At 44.9% G+C, this 23,131-nt stretch carries 23 protein-coding genes; 3 read left to right on the forward strand and 20 right to left on the reverse strand.

Translation table 11 applies throughout. The annotated features are described in order from the left end of the window. Positions 1-36: 36 nt before the first annotated feature. Genes ftsA through mraZ form a run of 15 tightly spaced genes read right to left on the reverse strand, consistent with a single transcriptional unit; the run spans position 37 to position 16,321 of the window. Positions 37-1,260 carry a cell division protein FtsA gene (gene ftsA / locus DM09_RS04155; RefSeq protein ID WP_038247776.1) on the reverse strand — a complete coding sequence of 408 codons (1,224 nt, stop codon included), beginning with the start codon at positions 1,258-1,260 and terminating at the stop codon, positions 37-39. Further along, a complete protein-coding gene (locus DM09_RS04160; protein ID WP_038247777.1) occupies positions 1,260-2,060 on the reverse strand; it encodes a cell division protein FtsQ/DivIB in 801 nt (266 codons plus the stop codon). Before DM09_RS04160 ends, ftsA begins: the two co-directional genes overlap by 1 nt. Further along, positions 2,057-2,998, reverse strand: a complete 942-nt coding sequence (locus DM09_RS04165; protein WP_051938111.1) for a D-alanine--D-alanine ligase — start codon at positions 2,996-2,998, stop codon at positions 2,057-2,059. Before DM09_RS04165 ends, DM09_RS04160 begins: the two co-directional genes overlap by 4 nt. Continuing rightward, a complete protein-coding gene (murB, locus tag DM09_RS04170; RefSeq protein ID WP_038247778.1) occupies positions 2,995-3,885 on the reverse strand; it encodes a UDP-N-acetylmuramate dehydrogenase in 891 nt (296 codons plus the stop codon). The genes DM09_RS04165 and murB overlap by 4 nt, the downstream gene beginning before the upstream one ends. Beyond that, positions 3,882-5,288, reverse strand: coding sequence for a UDP-N-acetylmuramate--L-alanine ligase (gene murC / locus DM09_RS04175; RefSeq protein ID WP_038247779.1), 1,407 nt, complete (start codon positions 5,286-5,288; stop codon positions 3,882-3,884). Before murC ends, murB begins: the two co-directional genes overlap by 4 nt. Then, positions 5,285-6,391, reverse strand: coding sequence for an undecaprenyldiphospho-muramoylpentapeptide beta-N-acetylglucosaminyltransferase (murG, locus tag DM09_RS04180; RefSeq protein ID WP_038247780.1), 1,107 nt, complete (start codon positions 6,389-6,391; stop codon positions 5,285-5,287). The genes murC and murG overlap by 4 nt, the downstream gene beginning before the upstream one ends. Continuing rightward, positions 6,388-7,545 (reverse strand): putative lipid II flippase FtsW, encoded by a 1,158-nt coding sequence (gene ftsW / locus DM09_RS04185; protein ID WP_038247781.1) that lies wholly within the window; start codon positions 7,543-7,545, stop codon positions 6,388-6,390. Before ftsW ends, murG begins: the two co-directional genes overlap by 4 nt. Beyond that, positions 7,538-8,905, reverse strand: a complete 1,368-nt coding sequence (gene murD / locus DM09_RS04190; protein ID WP_038247782.1) for a UDP-N-acetylmuramoyl-L-alanine--D-glutamate ligase — start codon at positions 8,903-8,905, stop codon at positions 7,538-7,540. Before murD ends, ftsW begins: the two co-directional genes overlap by 8 nt. Continuing rightward, positions 8,905-9,975 carry a phospho-N-acetylmuramoyl-pentapeptide-transferase gene (mraY, locus tag DM09_RS04195; RefSeq protein ID WP_038247783.1) on the reverse strand — a complete coding sequence of 357 codons (1,071 nt, stop codon included), beginning with the start codon at positions 9,973-9,975 and terminating at the stop codon, positions 8,905-8,907. Before mraY ends, murD begins: the two co-directional genes overlap by 1 nt. After that, a complete protein-coding gene (locus tag DM09_RS04200; RefSeq protein ID WP_051938112.1) occupies positions 9,965-11,341 on the reverse strand; it encodes a UDP-N-acetylmuramoyl-tripeptide--D-alanyl-D-alanine ligase in 1,377 nt (458 codons plus the stop codon). Before DM09_RS04200 ends, mraY begins: the two co-directional genes overlap by 11 nt. Further along, on the reverse strand, positions 11,332-12,792 hold the full coding sequence (locus DM09_RS04205) for a Mur ligase family protein (protein WP_051938113.1): 1,461 nt from the start codon (positions 12,790-12,792) through the stop codon (positions 11,332-11,334). Before DM09_RS04205 ends, DM09_RS04200 begins: the two co-directional genes overlap by 10 nt. Before the next feature lies 1 nt (position 12,793). Beyond that, entirely contained in the window at positions 12,794-14,686 is a 1,893-nt protein-coding gene (locus DM09_RS04210) for a penicillin-binding transpeptidase domain-containing protein (protein WP_081881078.1), read from the reverse strand. Further along, positions 14,683-14,946 carry a cell division protein FtsL gene (locus DM09_RS04215; RefSeq protein ID WP_051938114.1) on the reverse strand — a complete coding sequence of 88 codons (264 nt, stop codon included), beginning with the start codon at positions 14,944-14,946 and terminating at the stop codon, positions 14,683-14,685. Before DM09_RS04215 ends, DM09_RS04210 begins: the two co-directional genes overlap by 4 nt. Next, positions 14,940-15,887 (reverse strand): 16S rRNA (cytosine(1402)-N(4))-methyltransferase RsmH, encoded by a 948-nt coding sequence (gene rsmH / locus DM09_RS04220; RefSeq protein WP_038247784.1) that lies wholly within the window; start codon positions 15,885-15,887, stop codon positions 14,940-14,942. Before rsmH ends, DM09_RS04215 begins: the two co-directional genes overlap by 7 nt. Continuing rightward, positions 15,887-16,321, reverse strand: a complete 435-nt coding sequence (mraZ, locus tag DM09_RS04225; RefSeq protein ID WP_038247785.1) for a division/cell wall cluster transcriptional repressor MraZ — start codon at positions 16,319-16,321, stop codon at positions 15,887-15,889. Before mraZ ends, rsmH begins: the two co-directional genes overlap by 1 nt. Before the next feature lie 188 nt (positions 16,322-16,509). Between mraZ and DM09_RS04230 the strand changes: the two genes are divergently transcribed. Together DM09_RS04230 and DM09_RS04235 are read left to right on the forward strand one after the other, a co-directional pair. Continuing rightward, on the forward strand, positions 16,510-17,196 hold the full coding sequence (locus DM09_RS04230; RefSeq protein WP_038247786.1) for a heavy metal response regulator transcription factor: 687 nt from the start codon (positions 16,510-16,512) through the stop codon (positions 17,194-17,196). A 13-nt stretch (positions 17,197-17,209) separates the two neighbouring features. Next, positions 17,210-18,691, forward strand: coding sequence for a sensor histidine kinase (locus DM09_RS04235; protein WP_051938115.1), 1,482 nt, complete (start codon positions 17,210-17,212; stop codon positions 18,689-18,691). Here DM09_RS04235 and folK read toward each other — a convergent pair. The 4 genes from folK to DM09_RS04255 are packed head-to-tail and all read right to left on the reverse strand — an operon-like array spanning position 18,686 to position 21,158. Then, positions 18,686-19,108: a 2-amino-4-hydroxy-6-hydroxymethyldihydropteridine diphosphokinase gene (gene folK / locus DM09_RS04240; protein WP_038247787.1), complete on the reverse strand. Its 423-nt coding sequence runs from the start codon at positions 19,106-19,108 to the stop codon at positions 18,686-18,688. The genes DM09_RS04235 and folK overlap by 6 nt on opposite strands. Further along, a complete protein-coding gene (folB, locus tag DM09_RS04245) occupies positions 19,105-19,464 on the reverse strand; it encodes a dihydroneopterin aldolase (RefSeq protein WP_038247788.1) in 360 nt (119 codons plus the stop codon). Before folB ends, folK begins: the two co-directional genes overlap by 4 nt. 9 nt (positions 19,465-19,473) lie before the next feature. Continuing rightward, a complete protein-coding gene (rlmB, locus tag DM09_RS04250) occupies positions 19,474-20,205 on the reverse strand; it encodes a 23S rRNA (guanosine(2251)-2'-O)-methyltransferase RlmB (protein ID WP_038247789.1) in 732 nt (243 codons plus the stop codon). Beyond that, on the reverse strand, positions 20,202-21,158 hold the full coding sequence (locus DM09_RS04255; protein ID WP_038247790.1) for a DHH family phosphoesterase: 957 nt from the start codon (positions 21,156-21,158) through the stop codon (positions 20,202-20,204). The genes rlmB and DM09_RS04255 overlap by 4 nt, the downstream gene beginning before the upstream one ends. Before the next feature lie 493 nt (positions 21,159-21,651). On the opposite strand from DM09_RS04255, the gene DM09_RS04260 reads away from it, so the two are divergent. Beyond that, positions 21,652-22,005 carry a c-type cytochrome gene (locus tag DM09_RS04260; protein ID WP_038247791.1) on the forward strand — a complete coding sequence of 118 codons (354 nt, stop codon included), beginning with the start codon at positions 21,652-21,654 and terminating at the stop codon, positions 22,003-22,005. A gap of 257 nt (positions 22,006-22,262) precedes the next feature. Here the strand turns inward: DM09_RS04260 and DM09_RS04265 are convergent, their stop codons facing one another. Further along, complete coding sequence (locus tag DM09_RS04265) at positions 22,263-23,093, reverse strand: thymidylate synthase (RefSeq protein ID WP_038247792.1); 831 nt, start codon at positions 23,091-23,093, stop codon at positions 22,263-22,265. Between the last annotated feature and the right edge of the window lie 38 nt (positions 23,094-23,131).

Raw genomic sequence — 23,131 nt, forward strand, 5'->3', positions numbered from 1 at the left:
TAAAATCTTGTGTCTGTTTTGAGTAACTTCGTGCCATTAACTACCCCCAAACCATCGTCGTACGCTGCTCCATAAACTTTCAGAGCTTGTATCATCAAAATGTAAACCTTGTTCTTCGCGGTAACGTTGACCGTAATGAATCAAGCCCACACCTGTTGCATAAATTGGGCTGTTCACCACATCGGTTAATCCACCCACATTTTGTGGGCGACCAATGCGTACAGGTAATTCAAAAATTTCATCGGCAAGCTCTTGCGTGCCTTCAAGCAAACTACTTCCGCCTGTTAACACCACACCTGCGGCTACTAGTTCGCGGTAACCCGAGCGCTCCAATTCTTCGCGCACCAATTCAAACAACTCTTGCATACGCGGCTCTAATAACTGTGCCATCACTTGCCTAGGCATAGACTGGGGCGGACGACCACCCACCCGCGGTACTTCCACCGTTTCTTCTGCTGAGATGAGCGATGTCATGCATGAGCCATATCTTTTCTTCAAAATATCGGCTTCTCTGGCTGATGTGCGCAAACCAGCTACCAAATCATTGGTTAAATGGTCGCCGCCCACAGGAATCACGGCTGTATGCCGAATTGCACCATCAATAAACACTGCAAGGTCTGTGGTGCCACCGCCAATATCCACCAATAATACACCAATATCTTTCTCATCTTGGCTCAATACCGCTTCACTTGAAGCAATTTGCTCCAACACAATGGCTGACACATCCAAATCACACCGATTGCAACACTTGATAATATTTTGTGCCGATGATAATGCTCCCGTAATCACATGCACCCGTGTTTCAAGGCGTACACCACTCATACCCACAGGTTCACGAATACCATCTTGTCTATCAATGATGTATTCTTGGGGTAAGACATGTAAAATTTGTTGGTCAGCTGGAATATTCATCGCTTTGGCGGCTTCTACCACACGTGTTACATCTTCTTCGGTGACTTCTCCATTCTTGGTCGCCACCACACCATGACTGTTGTAACCGCGAATATGTGAACCTGCGATACCCACATACACTTTTTTGATGTCTACATCAGCCATCAACTCAGCTTCTTCAACTGCCAAACGAATGGATTCTACTGTGCTTTCAATATTCACCACCACCCCACGGCGCAAACCATTGGATGGGTGCGTGCCTATGCCCACAATGTCTAAGCGACCATCAGGTGCTGCTTCTGCCACGATACAGGCAATTTTGCTTGTACCGATGTCTAATCCAACAATGATTTGATTCTCTCTAGCCATTATATGACCTCCTGCTTGGCTGGTCGAATAAACCAACGTTCGGGAATGCGCGCATCCATGCGCCAGTGTCTTCTAGCCCAGCGTGGCTGGCTTAAAATATTGAGCACTTTCGGCAAATCATCTTGTAAACTTTCCTGATTCAACAGCCATTGTTCACCATGCGCAAAGTTCAAGCGCCAGTCTTGCCGCTCAACAATCACTTCACTTAATGCTTGCACACGTTCAGGCATATTCACACGCAAATGATGCAATACTGCGGTAGCTACCTTTAAGTTATCGGGCTGCAATCTAAACAAGGGTAAATCCAAATTTTCACCTCGTAATATTGGGCGATAAGCCACGCCCTGCTCATCCACCAACATCACTTTCTTATCCGCTTTGGCACTCACGTTTTCCCATAAAGCGATGGGCTTACGCGCTGAGGCTTTAATCAATAAACCATCAGGCAAAACGCGGCTCACTTCTATGCGTTGAATATCTGGAATCAACGCCGTTAAATCACGTTGTATCACTGCGGCACGCGTATGCCAAAAATCAAAGGCTTGTTTATGCGCAAAATATAAAGCAATTGGTTTTTTAATGTGCGCAGGCGAATCAATTTGCCAGTGCGTTACTGTCATTTCTTGATTGAGTTGTATCGCCGAAAAACCAAGCACGGTAATCACTGCAGAAGCAACCAACACAGCTTGTAGCGGTTTAAGCCAAGTCATGCGGCGTTTCACATGTTTCACCTTTTTCTTTCTACGCACATTTCCCACATCTTTTTTGTTTGTGCGGAAGATATTGGACAATAATTTCATTGTACCCCTCCACATTTTTTTTCTCCACGGCTTTTTCCTCTACAGTGGGCAGACATTAAAATCTGTGCACACAAGTCTTCAAAGGATACACCCTGCTCAGCAGCAGCTTTAGGCAGCAGGCTGGTTGCCGTCATGCCTGGAATGGTATTGATTTCTAAAACCACTGGCGCACCAATATCGGGCACAATCAAATCTACGCGCGGTGCGCCCGTGCAACCTGCTGCTTGCACCGCTTGTTCCGCAATATGTTTACACTTATTACTCTGACTGCTTGAAATGCGTGCTGGGCAATAATAATCCGTTGCTCCTGCTGTGTATTTAGATGCAAAGTCATACATACCTGATTTGGGTGCAACTTCCACAGGCGTTAATGCCTTACCATCCACCACCGATACAGCCACCTCAACACCGCGCACACATTGTTCAACCAACCAATTATTGAGCTCAACCAAAGCCAAGGCATCCCATACTGCTTCATCTTCAATATAATGCAGACCAACACTTGAACCTTCAGCCACAGGTTTCACAAATACAGGATAATGCTGCGGTTTACCATCGCGCATCAACACATCTTCAGGTGTGCGAATACCTATATCATCCAATACACATTTGGTGAGTTTCTTATTCATACATAATGCTGATGCACTCACATCTGAACCTGTATATGGCATTTGCATGGTTTCTAGCAAGCCTTGAATACAACCATCTTCACCATATGTGCCATGCAATGTAATAAAAGCGACATCAGCTTGGCTATGTTGGATAAGCTCAAACCACATGGCTGTATTTTTAGGCAAATCCAATGCCACCACATCCAAACCATGGCTAGTTAATGCTTGGGTTACAGCAGCACCTGAGCGCAAAGAAATTTCCCGCTCAGCAGAAGCGCCGCCCATCAAGACCACCACACGTTTCCCCTCAAAACCTTTGATATTCATAACGAACACCCCACCAACTTCACTTCAGGCTCCAAATCAATATTGGTCTGTTTTTTAACCTCTGCTTTTGCCAAACGAATCAAATGCAATACATCTTCACTACTGGCACCACCTTCATTCACAATAAAATTGGCATGCACATCTGAAATCCTAGCCTTACCCCGTTGCTCACCTTTAAGCCCTACGCCTTCAATCAAGCGAGCTGCAAAATTACCTTCGGGGTTTTTAAACACTGAACCACAATTGGGCAATGCCAAAGGTTGGCTACCACTGCGTTTACTACGCATATCACGCATAGCGGCTTTGATTTGCTCAGTATCCGATGTTTCAAGTTGCAATGTTGCCGACACAACCAATGCACCTTGGGGTAGTTTGGTATAGCGGTAACGCATATCCAAGGCATCACGCGATACACATGCCATATGTCCATCTCTATGCAATACATCTACAGATACCAACACATCAGATATTTGCTGCCCAAAAGCACCCGCATTCATCGCCACACCACCGCCCAAATCACCAGGTACGGTTGCCATAAACTCCAACCCAGTTAGCCCATGATTGGCAGCTGCTTGCGCCAACTTACTCATACGCACACCAGCGCCAACTTTGATGGTCTCGTCTGTAATATGTAATGTATTGATATCGCCCAAATCCAAAACCAAACCATCAATGCCACTGTCGGCAATCAAAACATTGCTTCCCCTGCCTAAAGGCAAGAGCATTACATCTTCTGGAATCAACGACATGGCTGCAATCAAGTGCACCTTATCGCTAGGGCGGAATAACCATGCCGCTTCACCACCCACACCCAATGTGGTGCGGGGTGCTAATGGCACATTCGCTGCCATCTTACCCATGGCTTGCAATTCTGCCTGCCAACTCATGATGGCTGCCCCAATGTTTCGCGCCCTAATGTTTCACGCCCCAATGCTTCACGAATCTGTCGCGCCATGGCACCAATCGAACCTGCACCCATAAGTAATACAATATGCCCTGCTTCAAGCTCGGCTTGCACCCAAGCAAGGGCTGCTTGTTCATCATCTATGGCTGCCACATCTCTATGCCCACGTTTCATCATGCCTTCAGCCAAACTGGTGGCATTAACACCATCGATGGCTTGTTCACTGGCTGCGTAAATAGGCAGCAAACGCACCCGTTGTGCCATATCAAAACAGCCCAAAAAGTCTTCAAACAAATCTTGTGTTCGGGTAAAGCGGTGCGGCTGAAACAACGCTGAAATGGTCTGCTCTGGCCAACACGATTGTGCAGCTTGCAATGTAGATAAAACTTCTTTGGGATGATGCGCATAATCATCCACCAGCACGCCCTGCCCAATCGGGCAACATTGGAATCTACGCTGAATGCCTTCAAACGTTAAAAATGCTTGTTTTATTTCAGCAAATGTAATGCCTAAGTCCAATAGTACGGCAACGGCAGCCAATGCATTTTCTGCATTATGTAAACCAGGCATGGGTAACATCATGGTCTGTGTCGTGCCATCAGCAAAACCAATGGTTAAATGCTGCTGATAACCTTCAATGCGCACATCTTTCAAATATAAATCTGCTTGTGGGCTGGTTCCATAAGTGGTGACGGGGCGATGTAACGCATCTCGCAACAATGCCACATTGGGGTGCTCATGATGCAATACAACACGCCCATAAAACGGTGTTAGATTCACAAACTGTTTAAATGCTGCAATCAGCGTTTCAAAATCACCGTAGTGATCAAGGTGTTCTGGGTCGATATTACTCACCACCGAAATTGTTGGCGATAAACGTAAAAATGAACCATCTGATTCATCAGCCTCAGCCACCAACCATGTCGATTCACCCAAACGTGCATTATGACTGGTGGACATCAAACGACCGCCAATTACATACGTAGGGTCTAAACCTGCGCTTTCCATACCATGTGCAATCATGGATGTAATCGTGGTTTCCCCATGGCTACCCGCCACAGCAATGCCTTGCTTCATACGCATCAATTCAGCCAACATTTCGGCTCTGGGAATTACAGGAATACCACGTTTATTGGCTTCTACAATTTCTGGGTTGTTATCAGATACCGCTGTGGTTACCACCACCACTTCTGCATCGCCTAAGTTTTCTGCTTTATGCCCTACGCTTACTGCAATGCCAATATCGCGCAATCGTTGTACATTTGGGCTTTCTGCCATATCAGAGCCTTGCACATTAAAACCTTGATTACTCAGCACTTCAGCAATACCACTCATGCCAATGCCACCAATGCCTGTGAAGTGAATACATTTTACACGCAATTTCATGGCTTCACCTCACCCACAAAAAGTTGTAGTACTTGCAATTGTAATACTGCTGCATCACCCACAAATGCTGTTTTTGCCTTTTGATGCATGTTTTCTAATTTGTTTTGGTTGCACAATGTTTTGGAAAGTTTGAGTGCCAACAATGTTTCATCACATTTATCTTGGTCCAAAATTTCAGCGGCTCCCGCATCAGCCAATACCTTGGCATTGTAATATTGGTGATTATCCGCAGCCCACGGCAACGGCACAAAGAAACAAGGCATACCTACTGCTGCTGCTTCACATACGGTCATCGCACCAGAGCGCGCCACCATCAAACTTGCTTGCGCAAATAAGGCTGGCATATCACTGGAGTATGCTTGCACATCGGCTTGAATACCCGCGCCTTTATAAATCGCTTGCACATCTTCAACACGCCCATCACCCGCACCAACCAAATGTATCACCGAAAAAGCCAAACCTTGTTGTGCAAGTTTTACACATGCCAAGGGTACGGTTTGATTTAAAAACATCGCACCTTGGGAGCCACCCATCACCAACAAACATGGTTTATCTGCAAGCTGATAAGTCACCACTGCAATATCTTGACGCACCACATTGCCTGTTACCACAGCTTTGCGTGTATGTGGCAAATGTTGCTCTGCCGAAGCAAAACCCAACATCATTTTATCACAAAAACGGTATAAAATACGATTGACCATACCGGGAATAGCATTTTGTTCATACAGCACCACAGGGATACGCGATAATAATGCCGCAATCACACCTGCCACACTGGCATAACCACCGACACCGACCAACACCTGTGGTTTCTCTTTGCGCCAAGCCTTCAAAATCTTCAATACCGCAAGTGGCAACTCCAAGCTCAATACCCGTAAACGTTGCAACCAACCTACACCCTGTACGGCATGCATATTCAATAACAACACATTTTCACCACGCTCGGGCAACAATGTTGCCTCTAAGCCACGCTCTGCACCGATAAAATTCACCTGCATGTTTGACCACTGCTTACGCACAGCATCTGCCAACGCCAAAGCAGGCATCACATGTCCGCCCGTGCCGCCGCCTGCAATACAAATCAATGGTGATGAACTACTCATGCCGTCACCTCTTGATGTTTCACTTGTTCACTGCGCCGAACCCGCTTATTGCTTGCTTTCACAGGTTGATGCCGCTGCACTGAAAAAATCAAACCCACCAAAATACATGCGCCAATCAGAGCACTACCACCATACGAAATAAACGGCATAGGCATACCTTTGGTTGGGAAAATACCCATGGCTGCACCAAGATTAATGATAAAAGCCAAAGCCAACAAAAGCGTACATCCCAACGCTAATAAACGCTCAAAAGGTTTGACTGCATGTTTGGCAATCATAAAACCACGCCAACAAAGCATGGCAAACACCAAAATCAAACTTAAAATACCAACAAGCCCCAACTCTTCACCAATTACAGCTGAAATAAAATCCGTAAAACTTTCAGGTAGATAAAACAGTTTTTGTACGCCTTGCCCTAAACCTGCGCCAGTAACACCACCAACACCAAAAGCAATTTGCGACTGTACCAGTTGATAACCACTACCAAAACGATCAGCCCAAGGATCCACAAAGGATGTTAAACGCGCTAAGCGATAAGGTGCTGCCATCACAATCACAGCAAGCAATGGAACCGCAGCCAAAAACAAACCCAATAAATGTCTAAATGGAACACCGCCAACAAACCACAAACAAAAACTTACCGTTAGCAATAATACCGCATTACCAAAGTCTGGCTGTGCCAACAACAAACCTACCATCATACTTAACATCAATAACATCGGCATAATGCCTTGTGCAAAGCTTTGCAAACGATCGGGGAAGTTAGCCAAGTAATATGCAATATACATGATAAAAACTGGTTTAATCAGCTCAATCGGCTGCACCGTCATACCCAATACTGAAAACCAGCGTGTTGCACCATTGATGCTATTGCCAAGCAGCAACACAGCGACAAGCAAAACAAAACCAAGCAAGAGCATAGGTAAGACCAATACTTCCCACCATGATGGTTGAATCCGCGAAACCAACCACATCACCACCAAACCAACTGGAATATAAAAACACCAACGCACCAAGATATGCCAAGGCGAACCATAACGTACATCGGCGACATCTAAGCTGGCACTGCCCACCATAATCAAACTAAACGATAACAATGCGACCACGCTTAATAAAAGCATGGGATCCATGGGTAAGCGGCTAACCTTAACCATCTGCCAGCTCCCGAATGCTCTTTACAAACACTTCACCACGCTCTGCATAGTTGTTAAATTGATCTTGACTGGCTGCAGCAGGCGACAATAACACGGCTTTACAATCCTGCTTGGCTGCATCTTTCACTGCCTGAGGCACTGTTTTGGACACCTTATAGGGCACACCTGCTTGTTTTAACATTTTTTCATATGCTTTGGCATCTTTGCCTACCACACATGCAAAATCCACATGTTTTTTCACCGTATCCACTAAAGAACCCAAATCCAAGTCTTTGCGTAAACCACCGCAAATCCAAACCACTTTATCAAAAGAAGAAAGTGCTGCATCTGCTGCATCTGGATTGGTTGCTTTGGAATCATTAAACCAATCTTTACCCGCAATATTGCCTACAAACTCAAGTCTATGCTCCAAACCTTGAAAGCTCATCATTGCTTCTTCAATCACGGCTTTGGATACACCATAATCAGCCGCCACTTGTGCTGCCACTGCGATGTTTTGTTGCTGATGAAACCCTTTCACCATCAATTGCTTGCAGGGAATATATTGCCTTTGCGCATCTTGCGTCCAAAACATTTTGGCTTCTTCTTGATGACCATCACGGTGTAAAACACCTGCTGCCAACCGCTTGGACTCTGCATCATTTTCATCCATCACCCCAAAATAACCGATGCTTACACCACGTTGGCTTAAATCATCTGCCAATGACTTCCACTCTATATCTAAAGACAACATAACTTTATCACCCACTATCATATGTTCAAACATACGCATCTTCGCTTTTCTATAAGCAAGTGGTGAATCATGCATATCGGCATGGTCGGGTTGGATATTCAACAAAATAGCCAAATGTGGATGCAAACCTTGCGCCCGCTCCAGTTGAAAGCTTGAAAGCTCCAATATCACACGTTCTGGCTGATGATTTGCCAACAAGTCCAACATCGGTGTGCCAATATTTCCGCCTGCATCACAACCACCAGGTAAAGTTTCTAAAAGTAGCGCCACCATTTGGGTTACCGTGGTTTTACCATTGGTGCCTGTTACTGCAATCAATGTGCCCGCATATTCGCTTAAAAACGCTTCCAAATCACCATGCACAGCTACGCCACATGCCCGCACTGCTGTCAAAGCAGGGTGTCGCCAATCAATACCTGGGCTAACAATAACGCGGTCAAATGAACCCAACAGCTCAGCATTGAGTTCACCTGTATGCAACACAATATCCTGCATATCTTCAGGCAATGTCACATTGGCTTCATCAAAACATTCACAGGCAATATGTTTGCGCTGCAAATAACGCACCGCAGACAAACCTGTTTTACCCATGCCAACCACGGCGACTTTTTGTTGTGACATATTCATTAGCGTAACTTCAAGGTGGACAATGCCACCAAGGCTAAAATAAGTGTAATAATCCAAAATCGGACAATAATTTTTGGCTCTGCCCAACCTTTAAGTTCATAATGATGATGAATAGGCGCCATACGAAATACGCGTTTACCTGTCATTTTAAATGATGCAACCTGTATCATCACTGACACGGCTTCCAAAACAAACAAACCACCTGCAATCGCTAATAAAAATTGTTGATGCACTGCACATGCTACAAAAGCCAATGCTCCACCCAAAGCCAATGCTCCCACATCACCCATAAATACTTGTGCAGGGTATGCATTAAACCATAAAAATCCAAGACAAGCACCAACCAAGGCACCACAGAATATCGCCAATTCACCTGCCCCTGGCACATAAGGAATTAACAAATATTCAGCAAAACCACTATGCCCTGCCACATAAACCACAACACCCAAAGCAGCAGCCACCATAAATGTAGGGGCAACAGCCAACCCATCTAAACCATCGGTTAAATTGACTGCATTCGATGTTCCTATCAAAACGAAAATAACAAATAAAATATACCAGTAACCCATATCCCATTGGTAATTGATGATTGGGATATCTACAATAGGGTCTGTCATTTGCATCAATGCTACAGCAGCAATACCACCGAACAGCAATTGCAATATCAGCTTCCAGCGCCCTGCCAAACCTTTAGAGTTGGCATGTTTGATTTTTAAATGGTCATCCAACCAACCAATCAAGCCGTAACCCAAAGTCACCATCAATGCCAACCAAATAAACATATTATTCAAGTCAGCCCAAAGTAGCGTACTTAAGGTGAGTGTTGAGAGGATAAGCAAACCACCCATGGTTGGCGTACCTTGTTTAGAAAAATGACTTTCAGGACCATCTTCACGAATCGGTTGTCCTTTACCTTGGTTCGATTTCAACCAACGAATAAAAAGTGGTCCAAACAACCAACTTAAGACCAATGCCGTAATCAAAGCATACGCCGCACGGAAAGTAATATACTGAAAAACATTCAAGAATGAATATTGGTCAGCCAGTGGGTATAAATAATTATATAACATGCTGACCCCTCTCTTTTAACTGCGCTGCAATGCGGTACAAACCCGTACCATGTGAAGCTTTCACCAGCAGCGTGCTACCCAAAGGTGGAAAATCTTTGCTTTCCAACCAAGCACTTAATGCTTCTGCATCCCGAAACACACGAATACGATGTTTTGGATTTTTTGCCTGCAAACTTCCCATCAACGTACCGACGGTTAATACCTCATCAATATCATGTAAATCCAATTGTTGGTGAATACACTCAGCTTGTTCACCCAACTCCAACATATCGCCAATAATGGCAACACGGTGACCTGGTAGACTTGCCAAGGTATCCAATGCCGCTTGCATAGAAGCAGGATTTGCATTGTAACTATCATCGATAAGCGTAAAACTATTGGCTGCTGTAGAAATATGCATACGCCCTTCAACAGGTCGCCAGCTTTGCAAAAGCTGCGCGATTTGCTGCAGTCTCCAGCTTTGTTCTAAGTCTTGTGCCAAGCGCAGTACTGTTTGTGCCACAAGTGCCATATCTTCTGCCCAATGTTTGGCAGGTAAAAGCAAATCGAATTCTGCTTCTTGCTGTTGATAAGACAGTGTTAAACGCTGCCTATCCAAAGACCATGTGACGGCATATTGATGATGCATATCCACAGTTTCTTGCGTGTTCAGGGCATCAATTTTTGCAAACTGTTCTGCCACACCCAAACCCAACACACACCAACCTTGCGGTGATAAATGTGTTAACAACTTGGCTTTTTCTTGGGCAATACCAAGCTCACCACCTAACCCTTCACCATGGGCACAAGTTAATCCCGTCACAATGGCAATATCAGGCTGCACAATGGCCGATAAACGCTCCATTTCACCCACTTCGCTGATCCCGCACTCAATAATAGCAACATCGGCATGCTCGGGTACTGCCATCAATGTTTTAGGTACACCAATTAGATTATTGAAATTCTCTTGTGTTGACGACACTTCCAAACCTAAACCACTTAACACATGCTGCAACATAGAGCGAACGGTTGTTTTACCATATGAACCTGTAATCGCAATTACTTTACTTTGCACAAGCGTGCGGCGGTGGCATGCCGCAATATCACCCAAAGCTTGCAAAGTATCATGTACTTCAAGTTGCGGTGTATCCAACAACGCCGACCAACCCGCAACACCTTGTACATCTCCAATCAATGCCGATGCCTTATCTGCCACTTGTGCTGCATGTTGGTGTCCATCAAATGTTACACCCCGCAGCGCCAAAAAGGCATGTCCTGCAATAAACTCGCGACTGTCCGTACCAATACCAGAAATCAATGAGGGAACCTTATCTTGCACCCATCTACCATGGCTTGCTATTGCCACTTCATCACCCGTCAAGCGCATGGTACCACTCCGAATTGTTTCATCGCTGCCAAAGCTTGTGCCTTATCGCTCCATGGCAGTTTTTCACCTTCAATTTCCATATATGACTCATGCCCTTTACCCGCAATCACCAATACATCACCACAAGCCAGTGATGCAACAGCCTGCGCAATGGCTTGCGCTCTATCATGAACAATATGCACTTTATCTTGGACATCACCCATGCCTTGTAACACATCCCTAGCAATATCTTCCTGCTTCTCGCTACGTGGATTGTCAGCGGTTAACCAACATTGATCAGCATAAGTCACTGCCACCTCACCCATCAGTGGGCGTTTACCTTTATCTCTGTCGCCACCACAGCCAAACACCAATAACAACTGTTCTTCTGTTAAATCACGCGCACTTTGTAAACACCGCTTCAAACCTTCTGCTGTATGTGCATAATCAATAAATACAACAGCTTCATCGTTCACCGGTTCAAGGCGACCCATGGGTGTACTGATTTGACCATCCCAAGCTGAAAAAGTTGCCAAAGGTACTTCAAATAATGATTGCATCAGCAACACAACTGCCGCTAAATTTTCTGCATGAAAGTCTGCAACAGGCACATGGTTCAAACACACTTTTTCTTGCTGCACCGCAAAACACACCGCTGTATTTTCTCGTGTCCAGCATATATCAGCAGCATCTTGACCATACCAATACACAGCCCCTTGCACTTGCCCCAAAGCTTGTTGAATCAAAGGGTAGTCTGCATTACAAACCGCAACACCTTGCTGTTCCACAACATGTTTCACAAAACTTGCCTTGCAAGCCAAATATGCATCAAAACTACCATGATCTTCCAAATGATCCTGACCTAAGGTTGTCCAAATTGCCGCCGTAAACGGCAACGCTGCAATGCGCTCTTGTGTAATACCATGTGATGAAACTTCCAATACCAAAGCCCCAATATTTTGTTGGCATGCCAACGCATAAATACGATGTAAATTCATCAATGAGGGCGTGGTATTGCCCAAATCTGTAATATTATCTTTCGACTTCATCCAACCCAATGTACCGCAAGACCATGCCGAGCCGAAATGTAGCGCCAATACTTCGCGCAGCATCCAAGCTGTGCTGGTTTTTCCATCCGTACCTGTGATACCAATACATGGTACTTGCGCTGACTCTGTTGCAAACCAACGGCGCAACATTTTCCCAGCCGCCGTCATATCGGGTAGACAAGCACAAACAAGGGGTAAACGCTGTTCTAGCTCCCCTATCACAATCACAATACTTGCACCCTGTGCCAGCGCTTGTGCAATCAAGGCATCTTTATCTTGCACGCGAGGCATACACAAAAAAGCATCCCCTGCCTGTAATTGACGCGTATCATCACAAATACGGGTCACCATCATATCTTGCGAATATACACCCAAACCTGATACCAAATCAGAAAGTAATTGCGGCTGTATATGAAGATTCATGTCATTCACGAAGCCACACCTCCAACGCATCACCAGCTTCTAAACCTTGCAACACAACAGGTTCACTTTTTACAACCCAGCCCTCACCATGTACACGCAACTGAATATCATTAAGCAAAGCAAAGCGGCGAACCTCTCGCAGTGACAAGCCATAAAGCGATTGCATATGCTCAGCTACCGTTGGTCGTTGCACACTGGCCTGCATGACTTTCCAGTCTGAAGGATTGCTGTCCATTGTGGGGGCAATGCCCAGCACAGGCAAAGCTGCTGCCGCAATTTGTTTAAACACAGGCGCTGCGGTTGAACCACCGTAAATACTGCTTTCAGGCTCATCCAAGACCACAACAATCACCAATTCTGGTGCTTCAGCAGGCACTAAACCTGCAAACACAGCAGTAAACTTATCCTTGGAGTAACCACCTTTCCCATTGGGTTTTTGCGCAGTACCCGTTTTTCCTGCCACCGTATATCCCAAAGGTACGGCTTTTGTACCCGTACCACCTGACTTTGTCACATCTGCCAACATGGACAATACATCACGAGCAACCCGCTCAGAAACCACTTGGCGCCCTTTTACAGGTTGTCCTTCTTGAACCAACTGCGGTGGATAATATATACCACCATTGGCAAACACTGAAAATGCCGCTGCAAGTTGAATTGGTGTTACAGCAACACCTTGCCCAAACGCAATATTTGCCGTTTCAACGGGCCCCCACTTCTGCACAGGGGGCAAAATACCTGCCGACTCACCACCCAAACCTATACCTGTTTTATGATGAAAACCCACGTCTGTGAGCACACGGTTTAAATCTTCTTTACCAATGTCCAATGCAAGTTTTGCAGCACCAATATTACTCGACACCACTAACAACTTACGCAAGTCAATCCAACCCTCAGGGTGATCATCTTTAATGGTTTTATCAGCTACGGTAAACTTACCATTCTCACAATAAATCAAAGAGTCCATGGTATACTGACCCGTTGATAATGCCGCTGCCACGGTAAATGGTTTAAGCACTGAACCTGGCTCAAATACATCGGTAACTACACGGTTGCGCCAATCTTTGGGTCTATATTTACCAAACGAATTCGGGTTAAATCCAGGCCAGCTGGTCATTGCCAACACATGCCCATTATGCGGGTTCATAATCACAACAGAACCGCCCTTGGCACCTGTCTTCGCTATACCATTTGCCAATGCTGAGTAAGCAATACTTTGCACACTCACATCAAGATTGAGTTTTAAAGACTCACCCATCACAGGTTTTTTTAACCACGTGCTTCCAGGTAAACTATAACCATTGGCTGCCCTACGCAATTGTACCCGTCCTGGTTTGCCAGACAGCTTACTATTAAATGCCAACTCCAAACCTTCTAAACCATGATTATCCGTACCCACGAAACCAACCAAATGTCCTGTTTCTGGACCAAACGGATGATACCTGCGCCATTCTTTCTCAATACGCACACCTGCCAAATCCAATGCTTGCACAGCTTTAGCTGTTTGCGGCGCAACACGCCTAGACAACCAAACAAAACCTTTTCGCTTACCAATGCGTTGTTTTAATTGATGCAGCGGCATATCCAAAGCTTTCGCCAACGCGGGCAAATCTTCCGTCTTAATATCCGAGGCAATAGCCGCAATAGATGGCATCTCCACACTTTCAGATAAAACACGCCCCGTACGATCCAGAATAGGCCCGCGCGGCGCATCGACATCATACTGACGTATTCTCTGATTATCCGCTTGTACCGATAAATCATCAGCTTGCAGCCATTGTAAATCTACGGCTCGAATCACCATTAATGACAATCCCAAAATCACCAAACCTATCACCACATCAATACGGCGATGCTCTACGACTTGCGGCTCAACCATACGCTTTTGTCTCATGGCCGAACCACCTGCATGGGTGTAGGTGCTTGCATACCCAGCTCATCATGTGCCAATCGGCGCAGCATATTCGGGCGCATCAAACTTGCTATTTCCAATTTTAAATTCTGTACATCTTGCTGTACAATCCGTTGCTCCTGCTGTGCACTGGAAACCTGCTGCGCAACGGCAACACGCAAGTGTGATAACCACACCTGCCCTGCAGACAACACACCAATCAATATAAGTAATAACGGTATCATTACCCCATGTCTTAACATGGTTCACCCACTTTCTCCGCAATGCGCAACATTGCAGAACGACTGCGTGGATTCAGCGCTATCTCTTCTTCACTGGCACGAACAGGTTTCTTTTGCACCCAACGCATGGTTGGTTTGATACCACATACACAAATTGGAAACTGCGGTGGACACGTACAACCCCGCACTTCTTTTTCAATCAAATCACGAATACGCCTATCTTCACCAGAATGAAAAGAAATGATTGCCAACCGTCCACCAGGTTTTAACAGCTGCATTGCTGATTTAACGGCAGCGTCAATTTGCCCCATTTCATCATTCACCCAAATACGTAAAGCTTGAAAAGTGCGGGTTGCAGGGTGTGCTCCGCCGTGTCGCATCTTTTTCGGTGTTGCATGAAAACATACATTCTCAAGGTCTTTGGTTGTGTTCATTTTACCTTGATGCAAAGCTTCTAAAATAGCACGAGCAATACGCCCTGCAAAACGCTCGCCACCATACTCACGGATAATACTTACAAGCTCAGATTCTGACACTCGCTCCAACTTATATGCTAGTGACTCGCCTGACGCATTATCCATACGCATATCCAGCGGGCCATCTTTCATAAAAGAAAAACCACGCTCTGCATGGTCAAGCTGTGGTGATGACACACCCAAATCAAAACCTATGCCACTAACGTTATCCCAACCTTGCGCGCGTACGGCATCTTCCAAACCTGCAAAGTCGGTATAAAACATATGAAACCTTGAATCTTGTGCAGCCAAAGCTTGCCCAACAGCAACAGCCTCAGGGTCTCTATCCAGACCCAAGACTTCACCTTGAGCGGAAAGTTTATTCAATAAAAGTTGTGCGTGCCCCCCACGCCCAAACGTTGCATCAACGTAACGACCATCCTTATCCGCACACAAACCTTCAATATAGGGCTCCGCCAATACTGAAATATGCGCTGACGTAACCATCAGAAATCCAAGTCCATATCTTGAAGTAATGATAATGACGATGCGAGTTGCGCGTCCCATGCACTCACATCCCATATTTCAAACGTATCCAACGAACCTGCAAAAACAGTGCCTTTGCTAATATTTGCATAGTCACGAAGGTTTTGCGGAATCAATACACGCCCTTGTTTGTCTGGCGCATATTCTTGTGCCGAACTTATCACAGTGCGCTTAAAGGCAATCACTGTACGATCATTGCTTGGCCTTGCCAAAACTTTGGTGAGTAAACGTTTCCATTCGCGTTGTGGGTAGGCACGGAGGCAAGATGCGTATGGATCACGCGTTACAACAATAGAGGAGTCATCATAGTTTTTAAGCAGCACATCACGGAAAGGCGCGGGTATGTTCACGCGCCCTTTATCGTCCATGTTATTGGTATATTCACCTTGAAACATACGCTACCACTTAACCTCATTTAGCCCAGGCACTCAAAATAAGCTACCCACTTTTACCCACTAACCGCCAATATCGACCACAAAATACCCATTGTCAACCACATTAAACCTTGTATTCCCCTTACTGTGACATTTATTACACACGAAAAAGCATTGTCAGACACACAGAGAACATCTACATTGCGTCTATGAAAATTTTGATTGTTGAAGATGAAGTTCAAGTTGCCAAAGTATTACAAAAGGGATTGCGTGAAGAAGGACACGCCGTTGATATATCCCATGATGGGGAAGACGGTGGTTTTCTTGCCGAAGTCAATGATTATGACCTCATCATTCTAGACTTAATGCTACCGAAGAAAAATGGCATCCAAGTTTGCAGAGAGATTCGCGACCGTGGCGTGAATACACCTGTGTTGATGCTGACAGCTAGAGACAGTGTTGAAGATAAAGTCCGCGGTTTAGATGCTGGCGCAGATGACTACATGGCCAAACCTTTTTCTTTTCAAGAATTACTGGCTCGTGTTCGCGCATTATTACGCCGCACATCCGATAGCAAAACACCGACGTTAACCATGGCAGACTTAGAGCTCGACCCTATCAGCCGTCAAGTCACCCGCGGAGAAAAGAATATTCGGTTAACCACCAAGGAATACGCTTTGTTAGAGTACCTCATGCGCAACCCTTACAAGGTTCTTTCTCGGACTTTGATTGGCGAACACGTTTGGGACATGAACTTTGACCCTGAAAGTAATGTGATTGATGTATATGTCAGCCACTTAAGGGCAAAAGTTGATAAAGACTTTGATGTCTCTTTAATCCACACCTTACGTGGACAAGGTTATATTTTAAGCGACAAGTATCAGGAAGGCGCATAAACCACTTACCCCCATGAAAAACTGGTTTTCTTCACTTTACAACCATTTCTTCCGTACTTTTCGCGGCAGACTTGCTATGCACTATATCGCTGTGGAATTCGCTATCTTGGTGGTGGCAGCAGGCCTTATTTACTGGGTATTATCCATGCAAATCTACCAAGAAGTGGATGAAGATTTATTCCGCGATGCCCAGCAACTGGTACACCAACTTGAAGAATCACCTACCGCCCAATGGGGGCACCATTTGCGCGAGTTTTCCACTTACTACCGTGGCGTAGTTCAGCTCGTCAACCGTGATGGTCTGATTTTGTTTAGCGTGGGTGAAGAGCTGGTCGGTCATGAAAAACATGACATTGCCCATGCTGTTCACGGTGCATTTGAAGGTAATGCTACTATTTTTGTCTCCACTCGAAGTCTGCTAAGGGAAGATAACCTTCGCGTTGCCGTCATGCCGATTCGAGCGGGAACCCAAGTGGTCGCCGTGGCTATTTTGGCTCGAACCACACGCGATATTCAAAAGTTCTTTAAGCTTCTTTATGTTTTAGGAAGCATACTTGGGCTTTTATCCATGCTTATTAGCGGCCTTGTTGGCTACCGCATGGCAAGACGCTCTCTGCGCCCCATCAATGATATTACCGATGCTGCACATGCTGTTGCCCACGGAGACCTAAGCCGCAGACTCAATTCATCCGTGCATGACCAAGAGATTCGAGACTTAATTCATTCACTCAATCAAATGTTTGAATGCTTAGAAACCAACTTTAACAGCCAAAAACGTTTTGTATCCGACACTTCCCACGAACTTCGCCACCCTATTACCATTCTAAAAAGTGAAATCGAAGTTGCGCTGATGCAAGACCGTTCTCCCGAAGAGTACAAAGCACTACTCAAACAACTGTTTTCTATCAGCGAACGCATGCAACATATTGTCAATGATATGCTGACATTAGCCCAAGCCGATGCTGGCACATTAGAAATACCCCAAGAACGTATCGACTTATCATTGCTACTCCAAGAAGTAGGGCAAGACCATCTGATGCTGTTCGCCAAACGAAATATCAACCTTGAAATGGATATTCAAGATGACCTTGAAGTCATGGGAGACCAACGTCGTTTAGAGCGCGTCTTTTACAACCTACTCAACAATGCATCACGTTATGCTCCAGATGCCTCTACAGTCACTTTATATGCTCGCGCAGAAGGTGAAGAAGTGATTATCAGAGTATCCGATCAAGGCCCAGGTGTACCACTAGAAGCACAACCCCACTTATTCGAGCGTTTTTTCCGTGTCGATGATGCGCGCAACAACCAAAAAGGTGAAGGCGCGGGACTGGGTTTAGCCATTTGTAAACATATTGTCTTAGCACACCAAGGCAGCATATCCGTACACAGCGAACCAGGACACGGCGCCACCTTTGAGGTCAGGCTACCACTATCCTCTGCCAACCCAGATTATTCAAAACGTCTGCAAAACGTCCTTCAAGACACCTTATAAATCCAAGGCTACCTTGGTTACCACGCTAATATCCACACCCTTATTTTCTAATGTCACAAGTGTTGATGCTGGCACAAAAGCATGCGCAAATGTATAGAGTTCATCATCCATCAACTGATTATTAAACATAAGAATATCTAAATCTAACGTACGCGGTCGCCACGACCCTTGCGCCCGATCTCTAAGGCGCACATCTTCTTGCCGCTTACACCACTGACTCAAATATTGAAGGTTAAAGTCCCCATGTATCAAACAACATGCATTAAGAAAATCATCGCCTTGCATGCCCACCGCTTTTGATTGGTAAACAGGTGAAAACAACACACTCTCAAATTCATGACGCAAAACATCAGATGCAAACATCAGATTATCTTTGGGTTGAATATTTGAGCCTATACCAAGCAATGCCGAGCTCACGTAGGTTTACTTCCTCTTTCGATTAACACAGCCACATTCTCTGAACCGCGCACGGCACCAGGTTTAGACATTTTTAAACGCAACCAAGGCACACTAAATTCATCACGTATAATTTGTGCGCAATGTTCTGCCAATGACTCAATCAAACCAAACTCCGATGCTTCCACAAAATCAATCAAACGTTTGGATACCGATTTATAATCCAGCGTATCTTCGATGTTATCGGTTTTACCCGCTTTGGAAATATCCCAAGCCATTTCAAGGTCTAGGCGCACGGTTTGCCGAATCTCACGCTCCCAGTCGTAAATACCAATCACAGTACGCACTTCCAAACCTTCGATTAATACCAAATCCATACTCACCCCTTACTTTAGTCCTTGGCGCACAACTTCAAACAATGCCACACCTGTTGCCACGGACACATTCAATGATTCCACTTTACCTGGCATAGGGATTTTCACCAATTGGTCGCAGGTTTCTCGCACCAATCTACGCATACCCTCGCCTTCTGCACCCATGACCAACGCATTTTTTCCTGAAAAGTTAATGTCGTGAATCAATGTGTCCGCTTCACCCGCCAAACCTGAAATCCAAAAGCCTGCTTGTTGTAACTCTTTCATGGTGCGTGCCAAATTGGTCACGCTAAGCACAGGAATCCTCGCCAATGCACCACATGCTGATTTAGATACAATCGGCGAATGCAAATCTGCGGCATGATCTTTGGGAATCACCACACCAGCGCAACCCGATGCTTCCGCCGTGCGAATACATGCGCCCAAATTATGCGGGTCGGTCACTTGGTCGAGAATCAACACCAAAGCTTCATCTTGCTTGGACACCTGTTGCAACCAATCTTTGAAGTTTACAGCACCTTTAGCAGCCATTTTCGCCACAACACCTTGATGCGGCACGCCTTCAGCCAATCTTTCCAAGGCTTCTTTGGGCGCAAACGATACGCGAACTTTGGCTTTTCGCGCCAAATGAATCAGCTCATTTAATCGCGGATGTGTTTTGCCTTTGAGCACCACCAATTCATCAATGGTTTCACCAGCGTCCAGCGCATGTTTGACGGCATGTATGCCTGCAATTCTACTCATGAATATGTATCCTTAAATGCCGTTATAAAATCATCCAACATAGCTTTAGGCAAATCATTGATGCCCGCCGCAGCCTTACGCCCACCACCTGTAGGGAAAGACATACAAAGCTCATCTGCACCTATTTTGTTGGATAGCGGTGCGCGAACACTCACCCGATAATTTCCATTATCCATCACCGTCACTAAAGCATGGGCTCGGTCTGTATAAATCCTAGCTAAAGCATTACCATACACGCCCGAAACACGTCGCGACCATGCTTCATCAGGCATCATAAATGCTGCCACTTTCTCATCCAAATACACAGCCTCAGAGACTTCCGCCTTCTCCATGTCATCGGCATAACCATCGCTTAACACCTGATACGCAGGCGACGCTGCAATAAAATCAAATGGATTTTCAAAAGGTTTCATTTTTTCATACAAATCTTGTGGGGTGAAATACAAATCATCCAAAGTCACCCCATAACCATTGTAATTCAATAGCGTGCCCAAATGTTCAAGCTGATTTAATTGTTCATCTTTTAAGTTTAATGGCTGTGCCGCGTTCCTCGCTGAGTCAAATAAGTTATCACCAAATGCCGCCGCCACAGCCCAAGGCAAGTATGCACTTTGAAGATAAGCGTTAACCAACAAGCTGGTGCAAACATTGGCATCAGTATTGATAAACGCCTCAAAGTTTTCATGCTGCGGCATCTCACCTGCAAAATGATGGTCAAAATAACGCACCTTCGCCCCAGCATCCAAAGCAGCCAACAAAGCATCCCTGTTTTTATCCAGTGACACATCCAGCACCGTGATTTCATCACCTGCTTGCGCATTCACCCGCTTAAGCAAAGCAATATCTCGCTTCACCCCCGTCACCAATTCAGAATCCACAGGGTTTTCCAATCGTAACTGGTGCAATGCACACAAACCATCTGCATCACCATTAAAAACATCAATATAATTCATTTACTATCCTTTTCCTTTCCTTCCTGAATCCAACTCAAAAGCACACCGCCAGCTAAAAAACAAAAGCATAAAAGGAACTAGAATAGCATGAGGTTACTAAAACAGCTTGACCCACCAGAGGAATCCTTCCATACCCTATCAGCATTTTAGCAAAAACTAACATGATGTCATCTACCCATTTAAAACAGTATGATTTAAACTTTCAAGAATTTGGGCGCACTGCGGTCATATTCACATCAATATCAGAAGTAATCCTGTCTAGCCTTGAATTATACAAGTACTTAGCCATCATTATATCATTTCCCTTATCTTCTGTAACACTTCAGTTTTGCGTATTTTTAATCACTTCAGCGGCTACCTTCAAAGCAGGCATCCTCATACTAAGCAATAAATACAGATTAATATATTGCTAACATTGTGCCAAAAGTTACTTGCATCACAGATTGAAATGATTTAGCAATTCGCTTACGATTTAAACGAGGAGAGTAAAATTATGAAAAAAGTACTATTGATTGCTGCGGCTGTATCGGCTGTATCATTTGCAGGTCTAAGCACAGCTACTGCTGGTGATTTGACTAAAAAATGTAAATCTTGCCATGCAACATCTAAGGATAAGGTAGGTCCATCTTGGAAAAAAATCCAAGCAGCATATGGTGATGCAGCAACATTGGCAGCAGTATTTGAAAGCGGTTTCGCTGTAGGTGATCGTAAAATTGCTGGTAGCGATGCTAAATGGAAGAAAAAAGCGAAAGTAATGTCTGGTCAATACAAAAACTTGATCAAGAAAAAAGTTGCTAAAGGTAAATTTACTTATAACGAACTTGCAGAAGCAATTTTCGCTAAATAAATTGGTTTAATTTTTCAGAGCTGCCCTAGATAACTAGCGCAGCTCTGGATAACCAATCTGTATAGGGTCTAAGGTCAGAAAAGCCATGGAAAATGGCGCTTAATTAACAAACACCTTCGAGCATCCTCATTTTATGCAGAACACAGTATTTTTCTGTGTTCTGCATTTTTTTGACATCAAAAGAAGCTTTAGCCCTAATCTATACTCTTTAAAACTTGACCGTCTTTTGTTCCCCACAATGTTAAACCATTAGCTGATTATATAGCAATCGGCGCACGAATGCCTGCATGGTATTCATAACCTTCTAAAGTAAAATCTTCATATTTAAAATCAAAGATATTTTTTACATCAGAATTAATCGTCATGGTTGGTAATGCATATGGCTTACGAGCAAGCTGGGTTTCAACTTGTTCAGAATGGTTGGAATACAAATGTGCATCACCAAAGGTATGCACAAAGTCACCCACTTCTAAGTCGCAGACTTGGGCAATCATCATGGTGAGCAATGCATAAGAGGCGATATTGAAGGGGACGCCTAAGAAAATATCGGCACTGCGCTGGTATAATTGGCAAGATAGTTTGCCATCTGCCACATAAAACTGGAAAAATGCATGACAAGGGGCAAGCGCCATTTTGCCTTGTGCCACATTATCCAGTGGGGAAATAGATTCATCGGGTAAGTCGGCAACATTCCACGCGGATACGATGAGGCGGCGTGAATTGGGTTTATCTTTGATTTGTTTAATCAACTCTGCAATTTGGTCTATGCTTTTACCGTCAGGCGTTGGCCAATTCCGCCATTGGTAGCCATACACAGGACCTAGCTCTCCATCTTTTGCCCATTCATCCCAAATCTTTACGCCGTTTTCTTTCAAATAAACCGTACTGGTTTCACCCTTGAGAAACCACAATAATTCATGGATAATAGATTTCAAATGCACCTTTTTGGTGGTCACCAATGGGAAGCCTTGGCCTAAATCAAACCTAAGCTGCCTGCCAAACACAGACCGCGTACCCGTGCCTGTTCTGTCGCCTTTAACCGTACCATTTTCATACACATCACGCATAAAATCCAAATATTGTTGCATAATCCCCTCGTCAGCCGATAAAATCACGGCTATGATGC

Source organism: Ghiorsea bivora (assembly GCF_000744415.1).
Classification (GTDB): Bacteria; Pseudomonadota; Zetaproteobacteria; order Mariprofundales; family Mariprofundaceae; genus Ghiorsea; species Ghiorsea bivora.

Excerpts from the sequence above, each read along its gene's own strand:
- murB (WP_038247778.1), bottom strand. The coding sequence starts at position 3,885 with ATGAGTTGGCAGGCAGAATTGCAAGCCATGGGTAAGATGGCAGCGAAT.
- DM09_RS04210 (WP_081881078.1), bottom strand. The coding sequence starts at position 14,686 with ATGAGACAAAAGCGTATGGTTGAGCCGCAAGTCGTAGAGCATCGCCGT.
- murD (WP_038247782.1), bottom strand. The coding sequence starts at position 8,905 with ATGAATATGTCACAACAAAAAGTCGCCGTGGTTGGCATGGGTAAAACA.
- folB (WP_038247788.1), bottom strand. The coding sequence starts at position 19,464 with ATGGATTTGGTATTAATCGAAGGTTTGGAAGTGCGTACTGTGATTGGT.
- ftsA (WP_038247776.1), bottom strand. The coding sequence starts at position 1,260 with ATGGCTAGAGAGAATCAAATCATTGTTGGATTAGACATCGGTACAAGC.
- ftsW (WP_038247781.1), bottom strand. The coding sequence starts at position 7,545 with ATGGTTAAGGTTAGCCGCTTACCCATGGATCCCATGCTTTTATTAAGC.
- DM09_RS04205 (WP_051938113.1), bottom strand. The coding sequence starts at position 12,792 with ATGAATCTTCATATACAGCCGCAATTACTTTCTGATTTGGTATCAGGT.
- DM09_RS04165 (WP_051938111.1), bottom strand. The coding sequence starts at position 2,998 with ATGAATATCAAAGGTTTTGAGGGGAAACGTGTGGTGGTCTTGATGGGC.
- DM09_RS04230 (WP_038247786.1), top strand. The coding sequence starts at position 16,510 with ATGAAAATTTTGATTGTTGAAGATGAAGTTCAAGTTGCCAAAGTATTA.
- rsmH (WP_038247784.1), bottom strand. The coding sequence starts at position 15,887 with ATGGTTACGTCAGCGCATATTTCAGTATTGGCGGAGCCCTATATTGAA.
- DM09_RS04200 (WP_051938112.1), bottom strand. The coding sequence starts at position 11,341 with ATGCGCTTGACGGGTGATGAAGTGGCAATAGCAAGCCATGGTAGATGG.
- murG (WP_038247780.1), bottom strand. The coding sequence starts at position 6,391 with ATGAGTAGTTCATCACCATTGATTTGTATTGCAGGCGGCGGCACGGGC.
- DM09_RS04255 (WP_038247790.1), bottom strand. The coding sequence starts at position 21,158 with ATGAATTATATTGATGTTTTTAATGGTGATGCAGATGGTTTGTGTGCA.
- murC (WP_038247779.1), bottom strand. The coding sequence starts at position 5,288 with ATGAAATTGCGTGTAAAATGTATTCACTTCACAGGCATTGGTGGCATT.
- rlmB (WP_038247789.1), bottom strand. The coding sequence starts at position 20,205 with ATGAGTAGAATTGCAGGCATACATGCCGTCAAACATGCGCTGGACGCT.
- DM09_RS04235 (WP_051938115.1), top strand. The coding sequence starts at position 17,210 with ATGAAAAACTGGTTTTCTTCACTTTACAACCATTTCTTCCGTACTTTT.
- mraZ (WP_038247785.1), bottom strand. The coding sequence starts at position 16,321 with ATGTTTCAAGGTGAATATACCAATAACATGGACGATAAAGGGCGCGTG.
- DM09_RS04265 (WP_038247792.1), bottom strand. The coding sequence starts at position 23,093 with ATGCAACAATATTTGGATTTTATGCGTGATGTGTATGAAAATGGTACG.
- DM09_RS04260 (WP_038247791.1), top strand. The coding sequence starts at position 21,652 with ATGAAAAAAGTACTATTGATTGCTGCGGCTGTATCGGCTGTATCATTT.
- DM09_RS04160 (WP_038247777.1), bottom strand. The coding sequence starts at position 2,060 with ATGAAATTATTGTCCAATATCTTCCGCACAAACAAAAAAGATGTGGGA.
- mraY (WP_038247783.1), bottom strand. The coding sequence starts at position 9,975 with ATGTTATATAATTATTTATACCCACTGGCTGACCAATATTCATTCTTG.
- DM09_RS04215 (WP_051938114.1), bottom strand. The coding sequence starts at position 14,946 with ATGTTAAGACATGGGGTAATGATACCGTTATTACTTATATTGATTGGT.